General features: G+C 71.9%; 18 protein-coding genes. 12 read left to right on the forward strand and 6 right to left on the reverse strand.

What is annotated here, in order from left to right; genetic code table 11:
- The first annotated feature begins 277 nt into the window (after nucleotides 1–277).
- The 3 genes from AC5R91_RS14465 to AC5R91_RS14475 all read left to right on the forward strand — a co-directional run bounded on the left by AC5R91_RS14465 (nucleotide 278) and on the right by AC5R91_RS14475 (nucleotide 4517).
- Nucleotides 278–2089: an LCP family protein gene (locus AC5R91_RS14465; protein ID WP_495397664.1), complete on the forward strand. Its 1812-nt coding sequence runs from the start codon at nucleotides 278–280 to the stop codon at nucleotides 2087–2089.
- Nucleotides 2086–3051, forward strand: a complete 966-nt coding sequence (locus tag AC5R91_RS14470; protein WP_495397665.1) for a TIGR03089 family protein — start codon at nucleotides 2086–2088, stop codon at nucleotides 3049–3051. Before AC5R91_RS14465 ends, AC5R91_RS14470 begins: the two co-directional genes overlap by 4 nt.
- Before the next feature lie 122 nt (nucleotides 3052–3173).
- The gene (locus AC5R91_RS14475; protein WP_495397666.1) at nucleotides 3174–4517 is read left to right on the forward strand and encodes a UDP-glucose dehydrogenase family protein; all 1344 of its coding nucleotides are present in this window, start codon (nucleotides 3174–3176) and stop codon (nucleotides 4515–4517) included.
- Nucleotides 4518–4634: 117 nt separating this feature from the next.
- Here AC5R91_RS14475 and AC5R91_RS14480 read toward each other — a convergent pair whose 3' ends face one another.
- Nucleotides 4635–5234 (reverse strand): beta-class carbonic anhydrase, encoded by a 600-nt coding sequence (locus tag AC5R91_RS14480; RefSeq protein WP_495397667.1) that lies wholly within the window; start codon nucleotides 5232–5234, stop codon nucleotides 4635–4637.
- A gap of 436 nt (nucleotides 5235–5670) precedes the next feature.
- Here AC5R91_RS14480 and AC5R91_RS14485 point away from each other — a divergent pair, with 436 nt between their 5' ends.
- The 3 genes from AC5R91_RS14485 to AC5R91_RS14495 all read left to right on the forward strand — a co-directional run bounded on the left by AC5R91_RS14485 (nucleotide 5671) and on the right by AC5R91_RS14495 (nucleotide 9160).
- Complete coding sequence (locus AC5R91_RS14485) at nucleotides 5671–6132, forward strand: GtrA family protein (RefSeq protein ID WP_495397668.1); 462 nt, start codon at nucleotides 5671–5673, stop codon at nucleotides 6130–6132.
- A 535-nt stretch (nucleotides 6133–6667) separates the two neighbouring features.
- Nucleotides 6668–7264: a TetR/AcrR family transcriptional regulator gene (locus AC5R91_RS14490; protein ID WP_495397669.1), complete on the forward strand. Its 597-nt coding sequence runs from the start codon at nucleotides 6668–6670 to the stop codon at nucleotides 7262–7264.
- 381 nt (nucleotides 7265–7645) lie between these two features.
- The gene (locus AC5R91_RS14495; RefSeq protein WP_495397670.1) at nucleotides 7646–9160 is read left to right on the forward strand and encodes a hypothetical protein; all 1515 of its coding nucleotides are present in this window, start codon (nucleotides 7646–7648) and stop codon (nucleotides 9158–9160) included.
- Between the two features lie 282 nt (nucleotides 9161–9442).
- Here the strand turns inward: AC5R91_RS14495 and AC5R91_RS14500 are convergent, their stop codons facing one another.
- Nucleotides 9443–9652: a hypothetical protein gene (locus AC5R91_RS14500; RefSeq protein ID WP_495397671.1), complete on the reverse strand. Its 210-nt coding sequence runs from the start codon at nucleotides 9650–9652 to the stop codon at nucleotides 9443–9445.
- Between the two features lie 1122 nt (nucleotides 9653–10774).
- On the opposite strand from AC5R91_RS14500, the gene AC5R91_RS14505 reads away from it, so the two are divergent.
- Together AC5R91_RS14505 and AC5R91_RS14510 are read left to right on the forward strand one after the other, a co-directional pair.
- Entirely contained in the window at nucleotides 10775–11668 is an 894-nt protein-coding gene (locus tag AC5R91_RS14505) for a hypothetical protein (protein ID WP_495397672.1), read from the forward strand.
- 27 nt (nucleotides 11669–11695) lie between these two features.
- Nucleotides 11696–12406: a hypothetical protein gene (locus tag AC5R91_RS14510; RefSeq protein WP_495397673.1), complete on the forward strand. Its 711-nt coding sequence runs from the start codon at nucleotides 11696–11698 to the stop codon at nucleotides 12404–12406.
- A 120-nt stretch (nucleotides 12407–12526) separates the two neighbouring features.
- Here AC5R91_RS14510 and AC5R91_RS14515 read toward each other — a convergent pair whose 3' ends face one another.
- Nucleotides 12527–13060, reverse strand: a complete 534-nt coding sequence (locus AC5R91_RS14515) for a PH domain-containing protein (protein ID WP_495397674.1) — start codon at nucleotides 13058–13060, stop codon at nucleotides 12527–12529.
- A 66-nt stretch (nucleotides 13061–13126) separates the two neighbouring features.
- Complete coding sequence (locus tag AC5R91_RS14520; protein WP_495397967.1) at nucleotides 13127–14071, reverse strand: biotin--[acetyl-CoA-carboxylase] ligase; 945 nt, start codon at nucleotides 14069–14071, stop codon at nucleotides 13127–13129.
- A gap of 292 nt (nucleotides 14072–14363) precedes the next feature.
- Between AC5R91_RS14520 and AC5R91_RS14525 the strand changes: the two genes are divergently transcribed.
- The 4 genes from AC5R91_RS14525 (at nucleotide 14364) to AC5R91_RS14540 (ending at nucleotide 18687) form a co-directional block, all read left to right on the forward strand.
- Nucleotides 14364–15959, forward strand: a complete 1596-nt coding sequence (locus AC5R91_RS14525) for an acyl-CoA carboxylase subunit beta (RefSeq protein WP_495397675.1) — start codon at nucleotides 14364–14366, stop codon at nucleotides 15957–15959.
- A gap of 88 nt (nucleotides 15960–16047) precedes the next feature.
- Nucleotides 16048–16353 carry an acyl-CoA carboxylase subunit epsilon gene (locus AC5R91_RS14530; RefSeq protein ID WP_495397676.1) on the forward strand — a complete coding sequence of 102 codons (306 nt, stop codon included), beginning with the start codon at nucleotides 16048–16050 and terminating at the stop codon, nucleotides 16351–16353.
- A 116-nt stretch (nucleotides 16354–16469) separates the two neighbouring features.
- A complete protein-coding gene (locus tag AC5R91_RS14535) occupies nucleotides 16470–18230 on the forward strand; it encodes an acetyl/propionyl/methylcrotonyl-CoA carboxylase subunit alpha (RefSeq protein WP_495397677.1) in 1761 nt (586 codons plus the stop codon).
- 58 nt (nucleotides 18231–18288) lie between these two features.
- Entirely contained in the window at nucleotides 18289–18687 is a 399-nt protein-coding gene (locus tag AC5R91_RS14540; protein WP_495397678.1) for a DUF5313 family protein, read from the forward strand.
- 52 nt (nucleotides 18688–18739) lie between these two features.
- Here AC5R91_RS14540 and AC5R91_RS14545 read toward each other — a convergent pair whose 3' ends face one another.
- Both AC5R91_RS14545 and AC5R91_RS14550 read right to left on the reverse strand, forming a co-directional pair.
- Nucleotides 18740–20116 carry an HNH endonuclease signature motif containing protein gene (locus AC5R91_RS14545; RefSeq protein WP_495397679.1) on the reverse strand — a complete coding sequence of 459 codons (1377 nt, stop codon included), beginning with the start codon at nucleotides 20114–20116 and terminating at the stop codon, nucleotides 18740–18742.
- Nucleotides 20117–20573: 457 nt separating this feature from the next.
- The gene (locus tag AC5R91_RS14550) at nucleotides 20574–22055 is read right to left on the reverse strand and encodes an NAD(P)H-quinone dehydrogenase (RefSeq protein WP_495397680.1); all 1482 of its coding nucleotides are present in this window, start codon (nucleotides 22053–22055) and stop codon (nucleotides 20574–20576) included.
- Nucleotides 22056–22093: the final 38 nt, after the last annotated feature.

The raw sequence follows: 22093 nt of genomic DNA on the forward strand, positions 1-22093 counted from the left end.
GACCCTCCAGCTCTGCCGGCCCGCGTCTTCGCGGCTGACCGCCGGTCGCCATGTGCGCGTCCCGGGGCAACGCGCAGCCCCCGGCCGCTCCCCCACCTCTCCCCCACACCAGGCCCACTGGTGCTCACCCATCAACGCACAACCCACCGGGAACGGTCTAATAGGTGAACCAGCCCCTAAACCTCATCGCTCCGACGTCATCATCACAACGGCCGCGGCGTGCGTTCCGCCGACATCACCGACGAGGACCGCCTGACCGAGGAGGGTCCGCGACCCCGTGAGCCCCCACACCCGTCCGGCGTTGACGCCACCTACCCCGCGTACCCCGCCCGACCAGTGGCACTGGCGCGAGGGAGCACCGGCGCCGGAACCACCTGCGGCGCCCGCCCGGCCACGACTGCCAACACCGCCGCGCCCAGCACCGCCGCGGCCAGCACCGCCGCACTCAGCACCGCGGCGGCCAGCACCGCCGCGCCCAGCCCGGCCGGACGGGCTGTACCGCCCGAGCGGCCCACGCGGCCGGCCCGCCCGGCAGCGGCCGCGGCCGCTGCCGCCCGAGCTCGATCCCCGCCGGCCGCGCCCGCACCGCTCGTTCCTGCGCCGGCTGTCGCTCACCGCCACCGGGCTGCTGTCCGCGCTCGTCCTGGCGCTGAGCTCGCTGGGCTGGGCCGCCTACCGGCACTTCGACGGCGCCATCACCCGGGTGAACTGGAACATCGACGGCGCTCGACCGGCGGGCGCGGCCGGCGAGCAGAACATCCTGCTGCTCGGCGACGACAGCCGGGAGGGCACCGGCGGGGAGTACGGCGTCGTCGACGGGGTGCGATCGGACACGACGATCATCGCCCACTTCGCCAGGGACGGCTCCGCGACCCTGCTGTCCTTCCCCCGCGACATGCTCGTGCCCGTCGTGCCCCCCGAACGGGCCGAGGCCCGGGACGGCCGCGCGAAGCTGACCGAGGTGCTTCAGCTCGCCGACGTGCCCGGCCTCGTCACCACGCTGGAGTCGCTCACCGGCCTGAAGATCGATCACACGATCTCGATCAATCTCGCCGGGTTCCGCACGATGACGGACGCGGTGGGCGGCGTCACCGTCTGCGTGACGCCGATGCCCGACGGAAGCACCCGCAACCTGCACGACACGATGTCCGGCTGGAACGGCCACCTCGGGGAGAACCGCCTGGACGGCGAGCAGGCGCTCGCCTTCGTCCGCACCCGCTACGCCCTCGGTGACGAACGGCTGCGCGTCCTGCGCCAGCAGCAGTTCCTCGCCAAGCTCCTGGCGACGGCGACCGGCGCGGGCGTGCTCACCAGCCCGGCGAAGATCACCGCGCTGCTCGGCGCGGTCGGCGGGGCGCTCAGGGTGGACCAGGGACTCGACCAGACCGCGCTGCTCACCCTCGCGAAGCGGGCCAGCGGCCTGAGCTCGGGCGGAGTCCGCTTCGTCACGGTCCCCACCCGGGTGGCCCTGCCCGCCGACGGCGCCGTCGACGGGATGGGGACGATCCCGCCGCATGGCGCCGTGCTGGTCGCCGACCAGGCCGGCCTCGCCCAGGTGCTGGCGCCGCTGCGGCCCGCGGGCACCGCCCAGCCGGTCACGGCGCCCCCCGAGCCCGCCGCGACCACGGTCGGACCCGCAGATGTCAGCGTCGCCGCCGTCCGCAACGCCTCGGGGCGGACGGGCCTCGCCGCCGCCACGGTCGACGCGCTGCGGTCGCTCGGATTCACTGGAGCGATGACGACGGCGACGACGACCGGTCAGGAACTGACCGAGATCCACTACCCTCCGGGCCAGCAGGCCGCGGCACGCACCCTGGCCTCCCGGCTGCCCGGCGGCCTGCCCGTCGAGGACCCCGCCCGGACGGGGGACGGACTCGTCGTCGTCCTCGGCACCGGGTTCGCCGGCCTGACGGCCATCTCCGGTCCAGCCGCGGTGACAGGTCCAGCCGCGGTGGCAGGTCCGGGCACGGCGGCAGGTCCGGGCACGGCGGCAGGTCCGGGCACGGCGGCAGGTCCGGGCACGGCGGCGGGCACCGGCGCGGTCGGTACGGCCACGCCGATGCCCGCCGACACCTCCTGCACGCCGTGACCGGGGCGCCCCCGCGGCTGGTGTCCGCGGCCCGTCTGTTGGGACCGGCGGGCGCGGCCGGCCCGCCGGACGGCGACGTTCCCGCGGGAGTGCGGGGCATCGCCGGCCTGCTCGCCCACCGGCTCGCCACCGACCCGGCCCGGCCGCTGGTGACCTTCTACGACGACGCGACCGGCGAGCGGGTGGAGTTCTCCGCCATCACGCTGGACAACTGGATCGCCAAGACCGCGAACATGCTCGTCGACACCCTCGGGCTCGGTGCCGGCGACCGCATCGGGATAGACCTGCCGACGCACTGGCTGGGCCTGGTCATCCCGCTCGCCGGCTGGGTGGCGGGGCTGGAGGTCGTCCTCGCCGACGCCGGCGAGAACGGCGGTGCCGGCGCGCTCGCCGTGGCCGCGGGGTCGTCACTGCCACCGACGACCCGCCTCGGCGCGTTGTTCGTGGCTGAGGATCGGCTCGACGCCACCGCCGGCCTGGTGGTCGACGAAACGGTGGCCCTGTCGCTGCGCCCGCTGGGCGGCCGGATGCTGCGGCCCGTTCCCGGCGTGCTGGACTACTCCGCCGAGGTCCCCCCGCACGGCGATCGGTTCGCCCCGCCGCCACCCCCGCCGGAGCAGGCCGAGCTGCTGCGGGCCGGCGCGCGGATCGCGGCGTCCTGGGAACTGGGGCCCGCGGACCGCGTCCTGTCCACCGCGCCGCCGGCGACGGCCGAGGGGCTCCTCGGCGGGCTGCTCGCCCCGCTGGTGGCCGGCGCGTCGATGGTGCTCTGCCGCCATCTCGACCCCGCGGCGCTCACCCGCCGGATCGAGGCGGAGCGGATCACCGCCATCGCCGCCGCGCCCGCTGCGGCCGGCGGATCGGGTGCTGCGGGTGCTGCCGACGCCGCCGTCGTCGCGGCCGACCCGCTCGCGGTCGCGGGCCCGGGCGTGCGGACGCTACGCCTCCCCCGCCTCGGGTGATGCCCGATCGGGCCGAGGTGACGGCCGACGCCGGAGGGTAGTGACTACCTTCGTCAACCGGTGGCTCCCGGTGCGCGGCGGCGGGGCGCAGGGGATCCACGCCGATCCCCTGCGCAGCGGAGGTGCCGATCGTGAGCAGGTCCACCGATCCGCGGATCAGCGTCATCGGCACGGGCTACCTCGGCGCGACCCATGCCGTGTGCATGGCCGAGCTGGGCTTCGACGTCATCGGCGTCGACATCGACGCCAGCCGGGTCCGGCGATTGTCCGCCGGGGAGGTTCCGTTCTACGAGCCGGGTCTCGAGGCGCTGCTGCGCAAGAACCTCGAGGCCGGCCGGCTCACGTTCACGGGCTCGCTGGCCGAGGCGGTCGAGCGGGCCGACGTGCACTTCGTCTGCGTCGGCACGCCCCAGCGGCCCGACAGCGGCGCGGCGGACCTGCGCCACGTCGAGGCGGCGGTGTGCGGGCTGATCACGGCCGGGCTCGGCCCGGACGACCTCGTTGTCGGCAAGTCGACGGTGCCCGCGGGCACGGCCACCCGCGTCGCGGCGAAGCTCGCCGCGGGCGCGCCCGGCGCGGAGCTCGCCTGGAACCCCGAGTTCCTCCGGGAGGGCTTCGCCGTCGACGACACGCTGCGGCCGGACCGGCTGGTCTTCGGGGTCGACCCGGAGGGCACGGCGGAGCGGCGGCTGCGGGCGGTCTACGCCCAGATGATCGGCGCGGGTGTCCCGGTCGTCGTCACCGACCACACCACCGCCGAGCTGGTCAAGGTCGCCGCGAACGCCTTCCTCGCCACCAAGATCTCTTTCATCAACGCCATGGCCGAGGTGTGCGAGGCGACCGGCGGCGATGTCGTCGAACTGGCCAGCGCACTGGCACATGATGCCCGGATCGGGCACCACTTCCTCCAGGCCGGCATCGGATTCGGCGGTGGCTGCCTGCCCAAGGACATCCGGGCGTTCCAGGCCCGCGCGCAGGAGCTGGGCGTCGGCCGGGCCCTCGCGTTCCTCGGCGAGGTCGACGCCGTCAACGTCCGGGCGCGGGCACGCGCGGTGGCGCTGGCCCGGGAGGCCCTGGGCGACTCGCCGGCGAACCGGACGGTGGGTGTGCTCGGGGCCGCCTTCAAACCCAACTCCGACGACATCCGCGACTCGCCCGCCCTGGAGGTGGCCGAGGCGTTGCGCCGGGCCGGGGCCCACGTGTCGGTCTACGATCCGGCCGCGGTGGAGAACGCGCGGGCCTGTCACCCGAACCTGTGCTTCGCCGACTCGGTGGTCCGCGCGGTGGCCGGCGCCGAGGTCGTGCTCGTGCTCACCGAGTGGCACGAGTTCCGGGAGCTTGATCCGGCCGTGCTGCGACCACACGTCGCGCGGCCCGTCGTCATCGACGGCCGCGGCGCCCTCGATCCTCATCGGTGGCGGGCGGCCGGCTGGACCTACCGGGCCCTGGGCCGGCCGCGGCGATGAACGTAGCCGATCAGCACTCACCGGCCGATCACCGCGCACCGGCCGATCGCTTCGGCCCAACCGATCGCTTCGACGGGTCAATCACGCCGCACCGGTCGGTCACGCCGCACCGGTCGGTCAGGCCGGGACCTCCACCAGCCCGCCCGTCTCGACCTGGTAGACGAAGCCGCGCACCGAGGTCGTGGCCTGCAGGAACGGCGAGGAGCGCAGGATGCGCAGCGACAGGCGCACGTCGTCCTCCACGTTGGCGAACGCCTGGACCGACCACTCGGGACGCACGCCGGTGTCCCGCTCCAACTGGTCACGGAAGCCGTCGTCGGTGATCTTCTCCAGGCCGCACGAGGTGTGGTGCAGGAGGATGATCTCCCTGGTGCCGAGCACATTCTGGCTGACCGCGAGCGAGCGCACGACGTCCGTGGTGATGACGCCGCCGGCGTTGCGCAGGATGTGCGCGTCCCCCTCGGTCAGGCCGAACAGCGACTCGACGTTGATCCGGGCATCCATGCACGCGACGACCGCGACGCCCAGGCGCGGCCGCGCGGCCGGGGAGGCGGGCATCCCGGCCTCCTGCCGCCGGGCCGGGTTACCGGCCGCGTGAGTCAGCAGCAGCTCCGTCACGGTGGCCGTGCCACCCACCGGTCCCGCCGGGCGGACCCGGTCGGCGTGCGTGTCGGCGGCCGCCTCGGCCGGGCTCTGGTACTCGGTCGACGTCGTCATCAGCCGCGCGACCGACTGGTGAAGGAGATCATGGTGGTGCATCCTCCCGATCGATGGTGACCCTGCTCCCGCGTTGTCAACTGCCGTGTTGTCAGGATGCTGCTCACCTACCCACCTTCGTCGATGTTCCCCACATTCGGCTAGGTTGCGCCACTCACGTTGCCGGTCGCAACGGAACGGTCGCATCACTCATCGTAGGGCGGGGAACACCTTCCCGGTGACCCGACCACACCTCGGTAAGATTTCCATCACCGCACGCAGTCGAGGTCCCGGCCCGGGGCGCGGCGGCGATCGCTCCGCCAGCCCCATCCGAGGGGGTGGCCCCGAGCCGGGGCGGAGGCAGCCGGTACTCTCCTCGGGTGGTAAGAATCGATCGAGGTCGCGTGTGGTGAGGCACCGGCAGACGCGCTCGCCGATGCAGGTACTCATCCACGAGATGGGCAAGTTCGGGCTGGTCGGCGGCGTCTGCTATGCCATCGACTTCCTGGTTTCGAACCTGTGTCACACGCTCCTCGGAATGGGTCCGCTCAGCGCGAAGACCGTCTCCACGGTGATTGCGGCCACCTTTTCGTACATCGGAAACCGGCAGTGGTCTTTCAACCACCGAGCCCGGACCGGTCTGCGTCGCGAGTACACCCTCTTCGTGATCCTGAATACCGTCGGCCTGCTGATCGCGCTCGGCTGCCTCGGGTTCGCCCGCTACGTGCTGGACCTGCGAGGCGTGCTCGCCTTCAACCTGTTCGGCAACGTCATCGGTACCGGGCTGGGCACGGTGTTCCGCTTCTGGGCCTACAAGAAGTGGGTGTTCCTGCACCCCGACCACCCCAAGGCCGTCGTGAACACCGGTAACGACCAGGAGAACCACCGTCCGATCCCGGAGCACGCGGGCCGGATCTGACCGTCGTCCGGCCGCGGCATCCGGCCGCCGTCCTCGGGGCGGCGGCCAGGCGTCACCGCCAGGACCGCGTCACCGCCAGGACCGCGGCGCCGCACGGGCCGCCTGCGACCTGGCCCCGCCGGCCAGAGTTGATCACGGCGAGGATCCCCGCCGCCCGTCGGGCGCGCCCCGGCGGGACAACCCCGGCTCGACTCCGGGCCGCCGACTCGGCCCAGGACGGCCCACCGATGGGCGCCCCGATCCGGACCCGCCTCATCGGCGCCGACGCATTCCACCCGCGCGTCCGGTCGGCACCACGAATGCGCGAACGTCGCAGGCCGGCCGCCCGCGTGGAGGGCGCGTCTGGTCCCGTCCGGACACCGGGAAGCTCCATCCACTCACGTGCCAACCCGTACTCGAAGTATCCCCGGTGAGTTACGCTCTGCGGGCCCAACCGGTGCTGCGCGTTCGCAGTCATCCACCGTGCGTCACTCTTCGACTCCCGGAGCGCACGCGGCAGGCGCCGGCCGCCCCGCAGCCGTCGGGAGAATGTGTCGTGACCCAGCCCTCGCTCGCGTCGCCGCGCCCGGGCGGCCGGCCTCGCGACGAGAGCCGGGACCATGCGATCCGATCGGCCACCCTGGATCTGCTCGCCGAACTCGGTTACGACGGCGTGACGATGGACCGGGTGGCCGCCCGCGCCCGCGCCGGCAAGGCCACGATCTATCGACGCTGGCCGTCGAAACTGGCGATGGTGATGGATGCGATCAACGCCTTCGCCGAGGAACGCATGCCGACTCCGGACACGGGTTCACTGCGCCTGGACATCATCGAGTTCCTGACTTCCTTTCACGAGGCCATCCGGGGCGACCGCGGGCGGATCATCGCCGAGCTGATCTCGGAGATGCCCCGCAATCCTGATCTGCGAAACGCGCTGCGTGGCGGGCTCTGGACGCAACGCGAGACAAGTTCCCACGCCATCGTCGAGCACGCGATCGCCCGCGGGGAACTCCGCCCGGACGTCGATCACGCGATACTCATGGAGATCGGCACCGCCATCATCCTGCAGCGCGTACTGCTCACCGGCGAACCCGTCGACCGGGCGTTCCTGGAATCGATCGTGGACGACATCGTCATCCGGTACGCCGCCTGACCCACCCGCAACGCGCGACAGCTCCGCCGGCACCGCCGGTCCACCCCGACCGGCCGGCGTGGACCGCACCTGGCTCGACCGGTGTGAGCCCCCGCGATCTTGCGGACGGCTGCCGGCGGCAACCGCGTCCGCGGGGGTTGGACGCGGTGACCCGACCCCGCAGGCGTGTCGAGAGGGCGACCCCCCCTTCCTTCAAGCAGCAGAGGCCCTACCATCAGCAGCGGGCCCGATCTGGGACGGAAGACGCGGTTTATCCAGTCCCGGCCGCGGTGGGCGCGGGCGGAGCGGGGCGACCGACCACCACGAGGCCGTCCCGGCCACCGGGCGGGCAGGGACGGTGCGCGGCGGCAGGGGCGCCTTCGCGCGGCACAGGAGGACCTCATGCAGTCACCGGGCCCAGGCCCCCAGGACCCGGACGCCGAGACCCAACGGGTGCACGGCACACCGGCCGCTTCCCGCCCGGACCCGGTTGAACCGGGCAGCGGCGACCCGTACGACGACGCGGAGCGGACTCGTCTGGTCGGCGAGGATGCCGGCAACCAACGACCGGGCCAGGCCGGAGGTTGGCCGGCGGCCGGCCAGCCGCCCGCGGGCCCGGGATTCCCGCCTGTCGTGGCGAGCCGGCCGCTCAACGATCCCTATGGCCAGGCGGCCCCCTACGGCCAGGCGGATCCCTACGCTCAGGCGGATCCCTACGGCCAGACCGCCCCCTACGGCCAGGCGGATCTCCGCGGCAATGGGGATCCCTATGGACGTGACGATCCCTACGGTGGCGCGGACCCCTACGGTCGCGGCGGCCCCTATCGCGGCGAGGACCAGTACGGCGAGGAGGCGCAGACCCGGATACTTCCCGACGGTGCGGGCAGTGGATACCCGCCCGGAACGTCCGGTGAGCAGAGCCCGAACCCCGGTCCGGAGGAGTACCCGCCGACCGCCGCCTATCCGCCGGCAGCGGGATACGGCGCGGCGCCGGGGACCGGCGGCCCGAGCGGTCCGGCCAGCGGCGGCTACGGTGGATCACCCGGCTACCCACCCACCGGCTACCCACCGCCAGGCAGCTATCCGCAACCGACTGCGGGCTACGACCAGGGCTACCAGCAGCAGGGCTATCAACAGGGCTACCCGGGGCCGGGCAACCAGCAGCAGGGCTATCCAACGGCCGGTAGCTACCAGCAGGGCTACCCACCGGCCGGGGCGTACGGGGCGTACCCGCCTCCTGGGACCGGACCCGCGGGTGGGCCTCGGCCCGGCGGCTCCGGTCGCCGACGGGCGATCATCATCGGCGCGGCCGTCGTCGCCGTGCTGCTCCTCATCGTCATCCCGGTCGTGCTGCTCACCGGCGGATCCGACGACGGGAACCCGGCAGCGGCCGCCTCGGTCTCTCCCAGCGCCCCGCCGACCGCGTCGGCGAGCCCGTCCGCCGCGTCCTCGGCGAGCCCGTCACCAAGCCCGTCACCAAGCGCATCCGCGGCGTTCACCCCAGCCGAGAACGAGCTGCTCGGCAAGCTCGACTCGTCGGCGATGACCGACTGCAAGCCCAACAGCGATGCCGAGAGCGACCACATCCTGGCCGCGCTGTTCTGCGACTCCGACGACGGCAAGGTCGTCGCCGCCTACTCCTACGCCACCGCCGGCGACCTCACCAGCGACCTCGACGTTCGCAAGTCGCTGGTCACCACGCCGGGCGGCACGTGCAAGGACGGCGGCAGCGAGGTCTTCACCTGGAACTTCGACCAGGGAAAGACCCAGGGCACCGCCGTCTGCACGGTCCGGCAGAGCAGCCACTTCATCTTCTGGTCCTACGACGACAAGCTGGTCTCGTTCATGGCGACCGGAACCGACGGCGTCGCTTTGTACGAATGGTGGAGCGGCTTCGACCCGGTGCCGCAGAGCTGAGCCGGCCGGACGGATACCCGGCTCAGACCGCCGGTGAGGGCGGCCGTGAACGGGGTGTCCGGAGCACGGCACGTGGCGTGGCCGGTTGACGGGATCCCCCATCGCGCCGCAAGCCTGCTGCCACGCGTCCGGGCGGGTGACGATAGGGCCGCATTTGTTGCGCGGTAGCCCGATACCACCGGTATTCGCAGGGTGGTGCGCCTACTCTGGGGACCGCACCCGTCACCCATCTCGGGAGGAACCGTGCCGAGCCCCGGCTATGGCGACGACGAGACACCGCGCTCACCCGAGCAGTCGCCACCGGGGCCGCGCCTCGGCGACGGGCCGGACCCGGGCCCGGACCTCGACGACGCCGAACGCACCATCCTGCAGCCTCCCGGGCAGCTTCCCCTGGCGGGACCCGGTGACCGCTTCGGGGCCGACCCGGCGAGCGGCGCGGGCCGGCCGGGCGCGGCCCCGGATCCGCTGCAGCAGGGCCCCGGGCCCGGACACGTCTCATGGCCGCCGCCCTACGCGGGACCAGGCTCTCCGCTCGGCGGCCCAGCAGCCGACACCGCCTCGCGCGGGCCGGTCCAACCTCCCGGCCCGCCCATCCCGTCGGCACCGCCCCGGTTCGGTGGCCTGACCGGCCCGGGCAGTCCACCGGGTCCGCCGACCCCCGCAGCACCCGCCTGGCCGACTCCGCCGGGCCCGCCCGCCGCCCCACCCCGGACCGGTCCGGCCGGGCCGGTCACTCCGGGAGGCTTCGCCCCGCCCGGCCCCGTCGCTCCGCCCGGATCCGTCCCCCCACCCGGACCCGGCGGTCCTCGGGGGTCCGTCGGCCCGCCCGGGCAGCCCGGACAGGCGCCCATCCCCGGCCCGCCCGGGACCGTCGGCTCGGAGCCGCGCCCGCCCGGGCCACCTGCCCCCCCGGGTCCGCCCGGCGGGCTGGCCGGACCACCCGGTCCGCTCTACTACGCTCCGCCGATCAGGCCCGGTTCCATCCCACCCGGCACGGCAGGGGCGCCCGGGACGTCCACGCCCACTCTCCCGCCGGCTGGCTTTCCCGGGAGCCTCACCTCGCCGGCCGATCCCGCCTTCGCGGCGCGACCGTTCCCCGCCGGCCCCGGAACCGCTCCCACCCCAGCCTCCGGACCCGGCGGACCCGGCGGGCCGGGCCCTGCCGGCGCACCGCCAGGGCCCGGCCCGGGTGGCGCGGCCCCGCCCTGGGAGGGTGACGGCGAGCTCACCTACCGCCTGACCCCACCCGGCTCGACCTCCCCCGGTCGCCCCAGCGTCCGGCCTCCCGCCGGCCCCCAGCCCGCGCCCGTCCCCCGGGTGAACGCTCCTGGGGGGAGCTCGAGTGGCGGCGACACGGCCTTCCTCGGGCAGTTCGGGGCCCGGGGTGGCGCCAGCGAACCCGCCGGCGGTGCCCGCGACACGCCCGCCGGCCCAGGCGCGGGGGCGGGGGCGGGGGCGTCCAGCGCTGCCGGAACGGTGGTTCCGGAGGCGGGCGCGTTCGACGCTTCGAGGAACGCCGGCGCTGCCCGGGGTGGCGGCGCTCCCTCGGGCGGCTTTCCCCCGCCCGGGCCGATCAGCGGGTACCCGCCGCCGGCTGGCGGCGGTTCCCGTCCGGTGCCAGACCACCGTCCCGCGTCGTTCGGCCCGTTCCCGGCGGGAGCCGGTACGAACGGGTTTCCCCCGGCCGCGGCACCCGGCCGCGAGGACGCCTTTCCCCTGCCCAACGCCCCCGCCGCGCCAGCCCCGGACAGGGGTCGTTCGGCGTCCCTGCCGGGTCTGTTGCCCGGACTGCCGCCGCAGGCCGCCGATGGCTCCGAGCCTGTGGCCGGCGAGGCCGGGGATGTCGCCCGCCGGGCTGCGGCCGGCCGGACCGCAGCCGACCGGACCGCGGCCGACCGGAACATGGTGCTGGTCGATCGGCGTCTACTGATCGGGGGCGGCGGGTTGCTGCTGCTCCTGGTGATCGTGTTCGGAGTCCTCGCCTTCACCGGGGGCAACGGCGGCAGCGGTGAGTCGGTCACCGCCGCCGCCCAGGGCCGCCCCGCAGGCGCCGGGACGGCCATCGCCACACCGGGCACGGCGGGCCGGGCCGGCGGCAGTCCGCGGGAGGTCCTGCGGTCACTGCTCAATCCCGCCGTCATGACCGGTTGCGCCGCGCCGGCACGCAGCGACAGCGCCTACGCCGACGCCACCCTCACCTGCAAGGCGCCTTCGGGCATGGAGGTCACCGCGTTCCACTTCCCGAACCGTTCCGCACTCGACCGACAGATCGGTGCCCGGGAGACGTTCTACGTCGACGAGGGAAACTGCGACGACGGGCAGCAGAGCTCGGAACGGTGGAGCTCGCCGGCCGACGCCACCGGTGGCAGCCGCCTCTGCTACTTCTTCGCGAACCGGTTCTACGAGTTCTGGACGTACGACGACCATCTGATCGCCTTCTCCGCCGACGATCCGACGGCTGCCCGCATGAACGACTGGTGGCACTCGTTCGACCCGCTGCGCCGCTGAGTGACATCGTTCGGGAGGGCGGACCGCATGCAGGATCCCGACGAGAGCACCACGCCGGAACCGGTCGACGACCCGGGGGGGCCGCCGGTCGAGGGCGGGGATCACCGCGCTCCGGGCACCGGTGGCGGCCGGCGGCGAGCCGTCGTGGCCGGCCTCGCCGGCGCGATCGTCATCGGTGCGGGGGTTGCCGTCGGGCTGCTGGTGAGCGGCGGCTCGGATCACGCCGCGACCGTCCGGCCCTCCCCGGGCACCGCCGGTTCGAGTCCCGACCGCTCCAGCGGCGGCTCGGTCGGGAGCCCGGCGCCGAGCGTGGCACTCGATCCGGCCGACGCCCGGCTGCTGGCCTCGTTACGGCCGTTCGCGGTCACCGACTGCCGGGCCGCGCCCCGTGACGGTGACGGGGTGGTGGCAGCGCTGACCTGCGCGCCCGGGGTCGCAAGCGAGGCCCCGGCACCGCCGCGGCTGTCGGTCCTCCGGTACCGGGACGCCGCTGCGCTGCGGGGCGACGTCGAACGTCGGTCAGCGGAGCTCACAGACGCGGGGGACTGCGCCCGGGGTCAGACCAGCGTCGAGCGCTGGGCCCACAGCGCGCGGCGCCGTGGCACCTTCCTCTGCGCGGCCGGAGCGGGCCGGTTCGCGGTGTTCTGGACCGTGGAGGACGAGCTGGTCGGCTTCGCCACCGAGGATCCCGATGCGGGCCGGCTCCTGGCCTGGTGGCGCGGGTACGACCCGATCTGAGCAGCCCTGGCCCGAGCCGAGCCGCCCTGGCCCGAGCCGAGGAGCCCTGGTCCGAGGGACCTCGACGCCCCGCCGACCCCGCCCCGCGGAACCTGTGGCGAGGTGGCCGGCGAGGTGGTCTCAGTAGTCGGGGCTGCTCCGCGGCCGGTACGGCGCCGAGAGCTCGGCGAGGGTCTCCTGAACTCGCTCTGCGTGCGGCATGCACGAGAGGACGACCCGGCCGCGCTGACCAGCCGTCTCGACGATCAGACTGCCCGACCCCAGCATGCGGTCGATGACGTTCTGCTGCACCGTCGCACCGACCAGCCAGGCGAGCGGGATGTCCCGGCCGGCGCGGGTGATCAGACCCTCCCGGATCACGAGCCGGTGGTTGGTGACGACGTAGTGGGTTGTGAGCTGGCGCAGCCAGGGCAGCGCCCCGAGGTAGGCGATCGCGCCGAGAGCGAGGAGCAGCACCAGGTACTGGACGGGTTTCTGCAGCACGCCACCGGGCGCGAAGAAGACGCCCAGCACCGCGAAGACGAGAGCCACCACCGTCCAGAGCGCCGGAACGATCAGGCTGACCCAGTGCGGGTGCAGATGCAGGACAACCTCTTCGTCCTGGGTGAGGATGTCGTCGGGGAACGCCACGGTGACGATCGTCGCATCCGGCACCGACAGGCCACACCCGGGTCCGTCACCGGCCGTCGGCGGGCGGTCGGAACACGCCCTCCTCGCCGGTCACCGCAGGTGGACGACATCCCCGGCGCTGTAAGCACGACCGGCCACCACAAGCCGCCCCTCGAGATCGACATCCGTCGCCCTGCCGGTGTCGGCCGAGCCGTCCGGAAGCTCGACGCGGACCTCCCGGCCGATCGTCGCGCACACCGCCAGGTAGGCGGCGCGAGCCGCATGGGGATCGGCCTCCCAGGCGGCGAGCGCGTCGACGAGCCCGTCGAGGATCCGCGCGAGTAGCGCGGTCCGGTCCAGGGCGGCCGGGTGTGCGCCGGCGAGCAGCAGGCTCGTGGACCGGTCGGGCAACTCGTCCGGTTCCGCGTTGACGTTGAGCCCGAATCCGATGACCACCGAGGGCGCGGACGCCGGCACCGGAACGACCTCCACCAGGATGCCGGCAAGCTTCCCGCCCTCGACCAGAACGTCGTTGGGCCACTTGAGAACGGCGGGCACTCCGGCGACGGCTCGCACCGTGGAGACCAACGACGTTCCGACGACCATCGGCAGCCAGCCGAGCCGAGAGACCGCGGTCCGCGGCCGGATGAGCAGGGACACGGTCAGGCCGGCGCCGGGCCGGGACAACCAGGAGCGGTCGAGACGCCCACGCCCGGCGGTCTGCCGTTCCGCGGCGAGGACCAGACCGCGCCCGAGGGGGGCGACCTCGGGCCCCGGGCTCTCGCGCCACTGCCGCGAGAGCCCGGCCAGAGCCGGATCGCTGGTCTCCCCCCGCGCGATCCGGGCCAGGGCCGCGTTGGTCGAGTCGATCTCCTGGATCACGGTCAGGTCCATCCCGGCCGCCGCCGCGGCGACCGTCAGCCGCCCGGCGTCGAGGGGACCCCGGTCACCAGCCGGGCTCGGTGACCGGCCCCGGAAGGCGTCGACGGCTGGCGCGGCTGGATTCTGGGGCGGTTGCGCGGAAGCGGAGTCCGGCGTCGAGCTCACGCCAGACAGCCTGCCAGAGCGGTCCGCCCCGCTCACGCGGGCGCCGGGCGCGCATCGCCACCACGGTGGTCCGGACGATGCGAGACGAACCTCACTCCGTCCGATCTGTTCCGGATGCCACGAGTCGGCCAGTGCGCCGCCGCGCCGGGCGCTCCGCCTACCCGACCGGGGGCACCAGAAGTAGGGTGCTGTGAGCTTCGATACGGCCCACCGGAAGCGAGCCCCAGATTCCGGCCAATCGATGAGATCAACTCCACAACAGTCGCGCACGTGAGCCCACAGGGGTCGTACGCTGCGGCCTATGGCTCTTCCCGCGTCCACCGAGGATTCTGCTCCCGACCCGCACACCACCGCAGGGCGACTTGCTCAACTGCGGCGCGTGAACGAAGACGCGGTCCACGCCGGGTCGCAGCGGGCGGTAGACGCCCAGCATGCCAAGGGCAAGATGACCGCGCGTGAGCGGATCGAGGCCTTCCTCGACCCGGGCTCGTTCGTGGAGACCGACGCGTTCGCGCGGCACCGGGCGCACGACTTCGGCGTCCAGGCCAACCGCCCGTACGGCGACGGCGTCGTGACCGGGTACGGCACGGTCGACGGCCGCCAGATCTGCGTGTTCAGCCAGGACTTCACGGTGTTCGGGGGGAGCCTCGGCGAGGTCTTCGGCGAGAAGATCGTCAAGATCATGGATCTGGCGCTGAAGACCGGCTGCCCGGTCGTCGGCATCAACGACTCCGGCGGGGCTCGTATCCAGGAGGGCGTCGTCTCGCTCGGCCTCTACGGCGAGATCTTCTATCGGAACGTCATGGCCTCGGGCGTCGTCCCACAGCTTTCCCTGATCATGGGCCCGTGCGCCGGCGGCGCCGTGTACTCCCCGGCGATCACGGACTTCACGCTGATGGTCGACCAGACCAGCCACATGTTCATCACCGGCCCGGACGTCATCAAAGAGGTCACCGGCGAGGACGTCGGGATGGAGGAGCTGGGCGGCGCCGCCACCCACAACTCGCGCAGCGGAGTCGCGCACTTCCAGGCCGCCGACGAGACGGAGTGCCTGGAGCTCGCTCGGGCGCTGCTGTCGTTCCTGCCGTCGAACAACCTCGACGACGCCCCGAGCTACGACGCGGTGGACGATCCGGCCGCCGAGATCGATCCCGAGCTCGACACCTTTATCCCGGACTCTCCGAACACGCCGTACGACATGCACCAGATCATTGAGCGCCTGGTCGACGACGGGGACTTCCTCGAGGTCCACGCCCAGTTCGCCCAGAACCTGATCGTCGGCTTCGGGCGGGTGGACGGTCGATCGGTCGGGGTCGTGGCGAACCAGCCGATGCAGTTCGCCGGCACTCTCGACATCGACGCCAGCGAGAAGGCCGCCCGTTTCGTCCGGACCTGCGACGCCTTCAACATCCCGGTGCTGACCCTGGTCGACGTGCCCGGCTTCCTGCCCGGCACCTCCCAGGAATGGAACGGAATCATCCGTCGAGGCGCCAAGCTGATCTACGCCTACGCCGAGGCGACCGTCCCCAAGGTCACCGTCATCACCAGGAAGGCGTATGGCGGCGCGTACGACGTCATGGGGTCGAAGCACCTGCGGGCCGACATCAACCTCGCCTGGCCGACCGCCGAGATCGCCGTCATGGGTGCCCGGGGCGCTGTGAACATCATCTACCGGCGCGATCTGGCCAAGGCGGAGTCTCCGGACAGCCGCCGGGCGGAGCTCATCGAGGACTACAACGATCACTTTGCGACTCCGTACATCGCGGCGGAACGCGGGTACCTCGACGCGGTGATCAACCCGTCCGAGACCCGCCGAGAGATCATCCGGGCCCTGCGCCTGCTGCGTACCAAGCGTGAGTCCCTGCCGCCGAAGAAGCACGGCAACATCCCGCTGTAGTTCGACCCGGGACTCTCGCCAGCACACAGTCGGTCCGCTTCCCACGTGCGCACCCACTGGACGAGCGAACACGTGACGAGGGACGACGATGGACGGCAGGCCTCGCACGGCGCGTGGCCGGAAGTCGAGTGAGGAGAGGACCGTGGCCCAGGACGACGACGGACAGACCAGCCCGCCCCGGCTACGTTTGATCCGTGGGAACGCGACACCCGAAGAGATTGCCGCGGTGGTCGCGCTTCTGGCAGCCCGCGCGGTCCCGGTGGAAAGTCCGGCTCCCGTCCGCTCCGCCTGGGCCGATCCGACTCAGGCGCTGCGTGGCCCACTCGCTACCGGAGCAGGTTCGTGGCGACGCTCCGGGAGGAGCCCGGGTGTACGCACCCGAGCTGGCTGGTAACCGAACAGATAGATGACGCCGGGATGTCTGTGGCATCACATCCAGGCACAACGAGAGCGAACTGTGCGGCCCGACTCGCCTAGACTTCAGGCAGGCCGGACGAGGACGGGAGCAACGTGCGTAAGATCCTCATTGCTAACCGGGGAGAGATTGCGGTTCGGGTGGCCCGTGCATGCCGCGACGCCGGCTACACGAGCGTCGCGGTATACGCCGAACCGGACATCGACGCACTGCACGTGCGCGTCGCCGACGAGGCATTCGCGCTGGGTGGTACGACCCCTGGCGACTCCTATCTACGCATCGACAAGATTCTTGATGCCTGCAAGTCGTCCGGGGCCGACGCTGTTCATCCGGGATACGGCTTCCTTTCGGAGAACGCGGATTTCGCCGAGGCTGTGATCGGTGCCGGCCTCACCTGGATCGGTCCGCCGCCCGAGGCCATTCGCCGCCTCGGAGACAAGACCGCGGCCCGCCACATCGCGCTGGCCGTCGGCGCGCCGCTCGCGCCGGGTACCGCGGACCCCGTCGCCGGCGTCGATGAAGTCGTCGCCTTCGCCGAGCAGTACGGCCTGCCGGTCGCCATCAAGGCCGCGTTCGGTGGCGGTGGCCGCGGGCTCAAGGTCGCCTGGACCGCGGAGGAACTGCCTGAGCTGTTCGACAGCGCGGTCCGGGAGGCGGTCGCCGCCTTCGGCCGGGGCGAATGCTTCGTGGAGCGCTACCTCGACCAGCCCCGGCACGTGGAGACGCAGGTCCTCGCCGACAGCCACGGCAACGTCGTCGTCGTCGGCACCCGGGACTGCTCGCTGCAGCGGCGCTACCAGAAGCTCGTCGAGGAGGCGCCGGCGCCGTTCCTCTCCGCGGAGCAGCTCACCGAGCTCTACGAGGCGTCCAAGGCGATCTGCAAGAAGGCCGGCTACGTCGGCGCCGGGACCGTGGAATTCCTGGTCGCCCGCGACGGGATGATCAGCTTCCTCGAGGTGAACACCCGCCTCCAGGTCGAGCACCCGGTGACCGAAGAGGTGTCCGGCGTGGACCTCGTCCGCGCCCAGTTCCGGATCGCGGAGGGTGAGGCGCTCGACTTCACCGACCCCGCTCCCCGCGGCCACGCCATCGAGTTCCGGATCAATGGTGAGGACCCGGGCCGCAACTTCCTTCCTGCTCCGGGAACGGTGACCAAGTTCGTCTCGCCGGCCGGTCCGGGCGTGCGCCTCGACACCGGAGTCGAGAGCGGCAGCGTGATCGGGGGCGCCTTCGACTCCCTGCTCGCCAAGCTCATCATCACCGGTGCGACCCGCCAGGAGGCGCTGGAGCGTGCCCGGCGCGCGCTGGACGAGATGGTCGTGGACGGCATGGCCACGGCACTGCCGTTCCATCGTGCGGTCGTGCGGGACCCGGCCTTCGCTCCCGAGGACGCCGCGGAGCCGTTCCGCATCCACAACCGGTGGATCGAGACCGAGTTCGACAACACCATCCCCGCCTTCAGCGGTGGCACGGACGCCGACACCACCCCCGAGCCGCGGGAGGCGGTCATCGTCGAGGTGGGCGGCAAGCGTCTCGAGGTCGTGCTGCCGGCAGGGCTCGGCGCCGCCTCGGCCTCGACCGCATCGCGTGGCGCCGCGCCCAAGCGGTCGGCACGCGGCGCGGCGGCCGCCAAGGTGACCGGTGACGCCCTGACCAGTCCCATGCAGGGCACCATCGTGAAGGTTGCTGTCAACGACGGCGACACGGTCGCCGCCGGCGACCTCATCATCGTGCTGGAAGCGATGAAGATGGAGCAGCCGATCAACGCTCACCGTGGGGGCACCGTCACCGGCCTGACCGCAGCCGTCGGTGCGGTGGTCACAAGTGGTGCCGTCCTCTGTGAGATCAAGGACTGATCTGGCTCTCCACCGTCGGCTGTCTTCCTGCCGGCTGTCGACTTCGTAAGCTGCAGGTATGGATGGCGGTGAAGACAGCGCAACGGTGCGCGGACAGGACGCGGGGGCGACAGCGCCGCCGGCGGTGGCGGAACGGCCACCGCTGACGGGCCGCGTCCACTATCTCCTCGGTGGGACACTTCCTCCCACCTACAACGCGTGGGTCTCCCGGGATCTGACTGGCCCTGGCTGGCGGACGCGGCAGGCGGCACGCCCATTCGTTCTGATGCTGCCGTTTGCCGTGGTCTTCGCCCTGCTTCCGGGCGAAGTGGCCGTCCGCGCGGCGACGGTCGCGTTCCTCCTGGTCGCCGGGGCGGGGCTGGGCTTCGCCACCAGCGGATACTTCCGGAACCGACGGCTGGAGCAACACGGCTTGCCACCGGTGTTTCCGCCGCACGATGACGAAGACGACGAATAGCCATCGACGCCACTCGCCCCCCGCCCCCCGCCTGATCGGCGCCTACCGCCGATCATTCCTGGTCATAGCGCTCCGGGCCGACCTGATATGTGCGTCCTTCGGGGCTCGTCCAGACGAAGTGTCCGGGCCTGACCTGGCGGACCTCCCACCGTGTCGCCGGAGCGGCCGTGGCGGAATGTGTGGCTCTGGGCGGCCGGTCGGCGGCATGTTTGAGTCGGTGATGGCGCCGGCACTGCGGGCCAAGGTTAGCTTCATCCGTCTTACCGCCCGGCCCGTGCGGCTGAGTATGGTCGAGATCGCAGGCGGTCGACGGTTTGTCGCAGCCGGGAAAAACACAGGTGGGATTGCGAACCCGGACATGCCGTGCCAACGCGGCGGACGGGAATCGCCGACTCGCCGTCTCCACCACCTGCCCCTCCGCCGGATCTGTGAGGATTCGCCGCCAGGTGCACCGAGGGTTGGCTGCCATCTCGCGGAGGATTCCGGCGGGTATCGGCCCGTAACCCGGGATTTCACCGGGCTTCTCCGACAGGCCCAACAGACATTCCACCGGCACGATGACCTGCATCTCGATATCGATGCGATCACGGTCGTGTCCCATGATCAGGTCATAGAGCACGTCGGCTCGACGCTGGTCGAGGTCTCGTTCGTCCTGCTCCGCTCCGGCCTTCTTTGCCAGCCCGTCGACCTTTCGGAAGGCCGCCACCATGCGATCGGCGGGGAGCAGGGCTGAGATTCGTCCCATCCCGTCGGCCTCGGCCCGCATCGTCACCCGACGCGCGGTCGCAGCCTTCCGACGCCGACGTTCCGCACCCTGCGGGTCCACCTTGATGACCCGACGCCGCACGGCGGCGGCGAAGGCGCTGTGACTGGGGCGGCCGCCGCCGTTGCTCAGCACGCCTCCGGCGACCTCGTCCGCCTGTTCGTCCGTGAGGTTCGCCGTCAGTCGCTCCAGCGCGCCCAGACGCTCCAGATCGATGGATCCGAAGCCGAGGGCGTTGACCGCGGCGGGCATGCGGCGAACCGCGCTGACCGCGAAGGCCAGGCACCTGCCGCCCACCGCCGGCGACAGCTTCAGCTCGGCAGCGAGTTCGTCTCCGGCGAACTCGTCGAAGGCCTGGTATCGCTGTTCGCCGCCGTCGAGCTCGGGCGGCCGCAACCGAGCAAACCTCGCCCGGACAACCAGCCGGGCGGCCTCCCAGCGTGCGATCTCCCGCTCGATCTGCACGTCGAGCCGCAGACAGTCACTCGCGTCGAGATTCGCCACCCAGTGCATGAATGGCGATTCCAGTATGCCGACCTCGTCACGGTCACCTGCAACCGTGACATCCGGATCCGGGGCACCGACGTCCGTTGCCTCGGCGGATCCTCGGCCCGGATCGTTCGCCTTCCAGAAGTCGGAAAATGAGTACACTGCGCCACCTGCCACGGGTAGATCGCCGGAAGGGTCAGGCTCCGGAAAAGGACACGCCCGATCCATGTCTGCGCAATCCGACATCAAGAATCAAGAGAGCATCGACTCCTGGCATCGAACTTGCGTTCGAAGCATAGCCGACGCCGGCCGCTCTGCCAAGCCGCCTCCCCAACCATAGGAGAGTCCCACGGAGCGCACGACCAAATCCTCGAGGGAATTCGCCAACAGCACTTGATCGCGGTCGCCACACATCGAGCTCGACCGACTGGCGACCACAACCTAGAGAAGGTGCCGAAAACGCTACAGGCGGTGGATCCGGCAACGGGAGCGGCCTATGCTCGCACCGTCTACCCGCGCCATTCCCGGTGGCGAAGGGCGAGCACCCGACTGTTCTCCGGCCGCTGACACGCCGGCCGGAGCGGCCTGCGGCCATCACTCCGTCGAAGGTCGACGCCGGCCGAGGTCGCCGGTTTCACCCTGCGCTGTCGAAGCCCGCGAAGAAGTCGCGAGGGCGCAGAACCCTGGCGGCCTCGGTGATCGAGCCGGACAACGAGGGATAGATGGAGAAGGTATGCGCGATCTGATCGACGGTGAGTCCATGTTCGACCGCGAGCGAGACAGAAAGAATGAGCTCCGACGCGCGTGGGGCGACAATCACGCCACCAAGGACACTGCCGCTACCCGGCCGGCAGAACAATTTGACGAAACCGTCCTCGATCCCCATCATCTTCGCGCGAGGATTACGCGAGAGTGGCACGGTGGTCACCTCTGCCGCGACGGCACCCGTGTCCTTCATCACCTGGGTGACTCCGACCGTGGCGATTTCCGGCTCGGTGAAGATGTTGGAGGAGACGGTCCCGAGTCGCAGCGGGCTCACCGCCTCCCCGAGGGCATGCCACATTGCTATCCGGCCCTGCATCGCGGCTACCGACGCGAGCGGCAGAACGCCGGTGCAGTCGCCTGCCGCATACACCCCGGGCACGGAGGTGCGCGACATCCGATCGACGTTCACGTGCCCGCCGGGGCCGAGGCGAACGCCGACGTCGGTCAGGCCGAGTCCCTTCGTGCGGGGAACAGATCCGACCGCCATCAGGGCGTGGCTTCCCGTGACGGTGCGGCCGTCGGTGAGCTCGACGATCACGCCGTCGCCGATGCGGCGGACCGATGCGGCGCGCGAGCGGTTGAGCACCTCGATGCCACGCCGCACGAACACATCCTCGATGACGCGCGCCGCGTCCGGGTCCTCGCCGGGCAGGACCCGTTCGCGGGACGAGACGAGGGTGACCTCGGCCCCCATCGCCCGGTAGGCACTGGCGAACTCGGCGCCGGTGACGCCGGAGCCGACGACGACCAGATGCTCGGGGATCTCCTTGAGATCGTAGAGATGGCGCCAGGTGAGTATGCGTTCGCCGTCCGGGCGGGCAGTCGGAAGATCCCGTGGACTCGCCCCCGTTGCGATGAGAATCACGTCACCCACGAAGGTCTCACCGGTGTTCGTCTCGATCGCATGCGGCCCGACCAGCCGACCCGCCGCGTGCACCACCTCGACCTTCTCTCGCTCGAGACGGCGTTCGATGTCCAGGGACTGCGCCTTTGCGAGTTCCCTGACCCTTTCGTACACCTGTTCCGGATCGACGCTGACGACCTCCGGCGGCGTGAGCGGGGGGACACTCGCGTCCAAGCCGCTTCGCATGCCCCACGCCACCGCGGGCAGCACCGGTTCGGTCCCCGCGCCAAGGCCGTGCGGACGGATACCGAGCCCCGGCGCCAGTGCGAGATTGGTCATAGTCTCCGAAGTCGCGATCAGCGTCTTGGATGGAACACAGTCGGTGAGCACACAGGCGCCGCCGATCCCATCCGAGTCGATGACCGTGACCGTCGCGCCCAGCGACGCTGCCACGAGCGCCGATTCATAGCCGCCAGGCCCTCCACCGAGAATGACGATGCGCGTCACGTGCCCTCCCGATCCGACATCTCTTCCTTTCATCTTCC

It is taken from the genome of Frankia sp. BMG5.60 (genome assembly GCF_059428125.1).

Bases quoted from the DNA above. Each gene is read 5' to 3' on its own strand.
- AC5R91_RS14480 (WP_495397667.1), bottom strand. From the start codon at position 5,234: ATGACGACGTCGACCGAGTACCAGAGCCCGGCCGAGGCGGCCGCCGAC.
- AC5R91_RS14485 (WP_495397668.1), top strand. From the start codon at position 5,671: ATGGGCAAGTTCGGGCTGGTCGGCGGCGTCTGCTATGCCATCGACTTC.
- AC5R91_RS14495 (WP_495397670.1), top strand. From the start codon at position 7,646: ATGCAGTCACCGGGCCCAGGCCCCCAGGACCCGGACGCCGAGACCCAA.
- AC5R91_RS14510 (WP_495397673.1), top strand. From the start codon at position 11,696: ATGCAGGATCCCGACGAGAGCACCACGCCGGAACCGGTCGACGACCCG.
- AC5R91_RS14525 (WP_495397675.1), top strand. From the start codon at position 14,364: ATGGCTCTTCCCGCGTCCACCGAGGATTCTGCTCCCGACCCGCACACC.
- AC5R91_RS14530 (WP_495397676.1), top strand. From the start codon at position 16,048: ATGGACGGCAGGCCTCGCACGGCGCGTGGCCGGAAGTCGAGTGAGGAG.
- AC5R91_RS14540 (WP_495397678.1), top strand. From the start codon at position 18,289: ATGGATGGCGGTGAAGACAGCGCAACGGTGCGCGGACAGGACGCGGGG.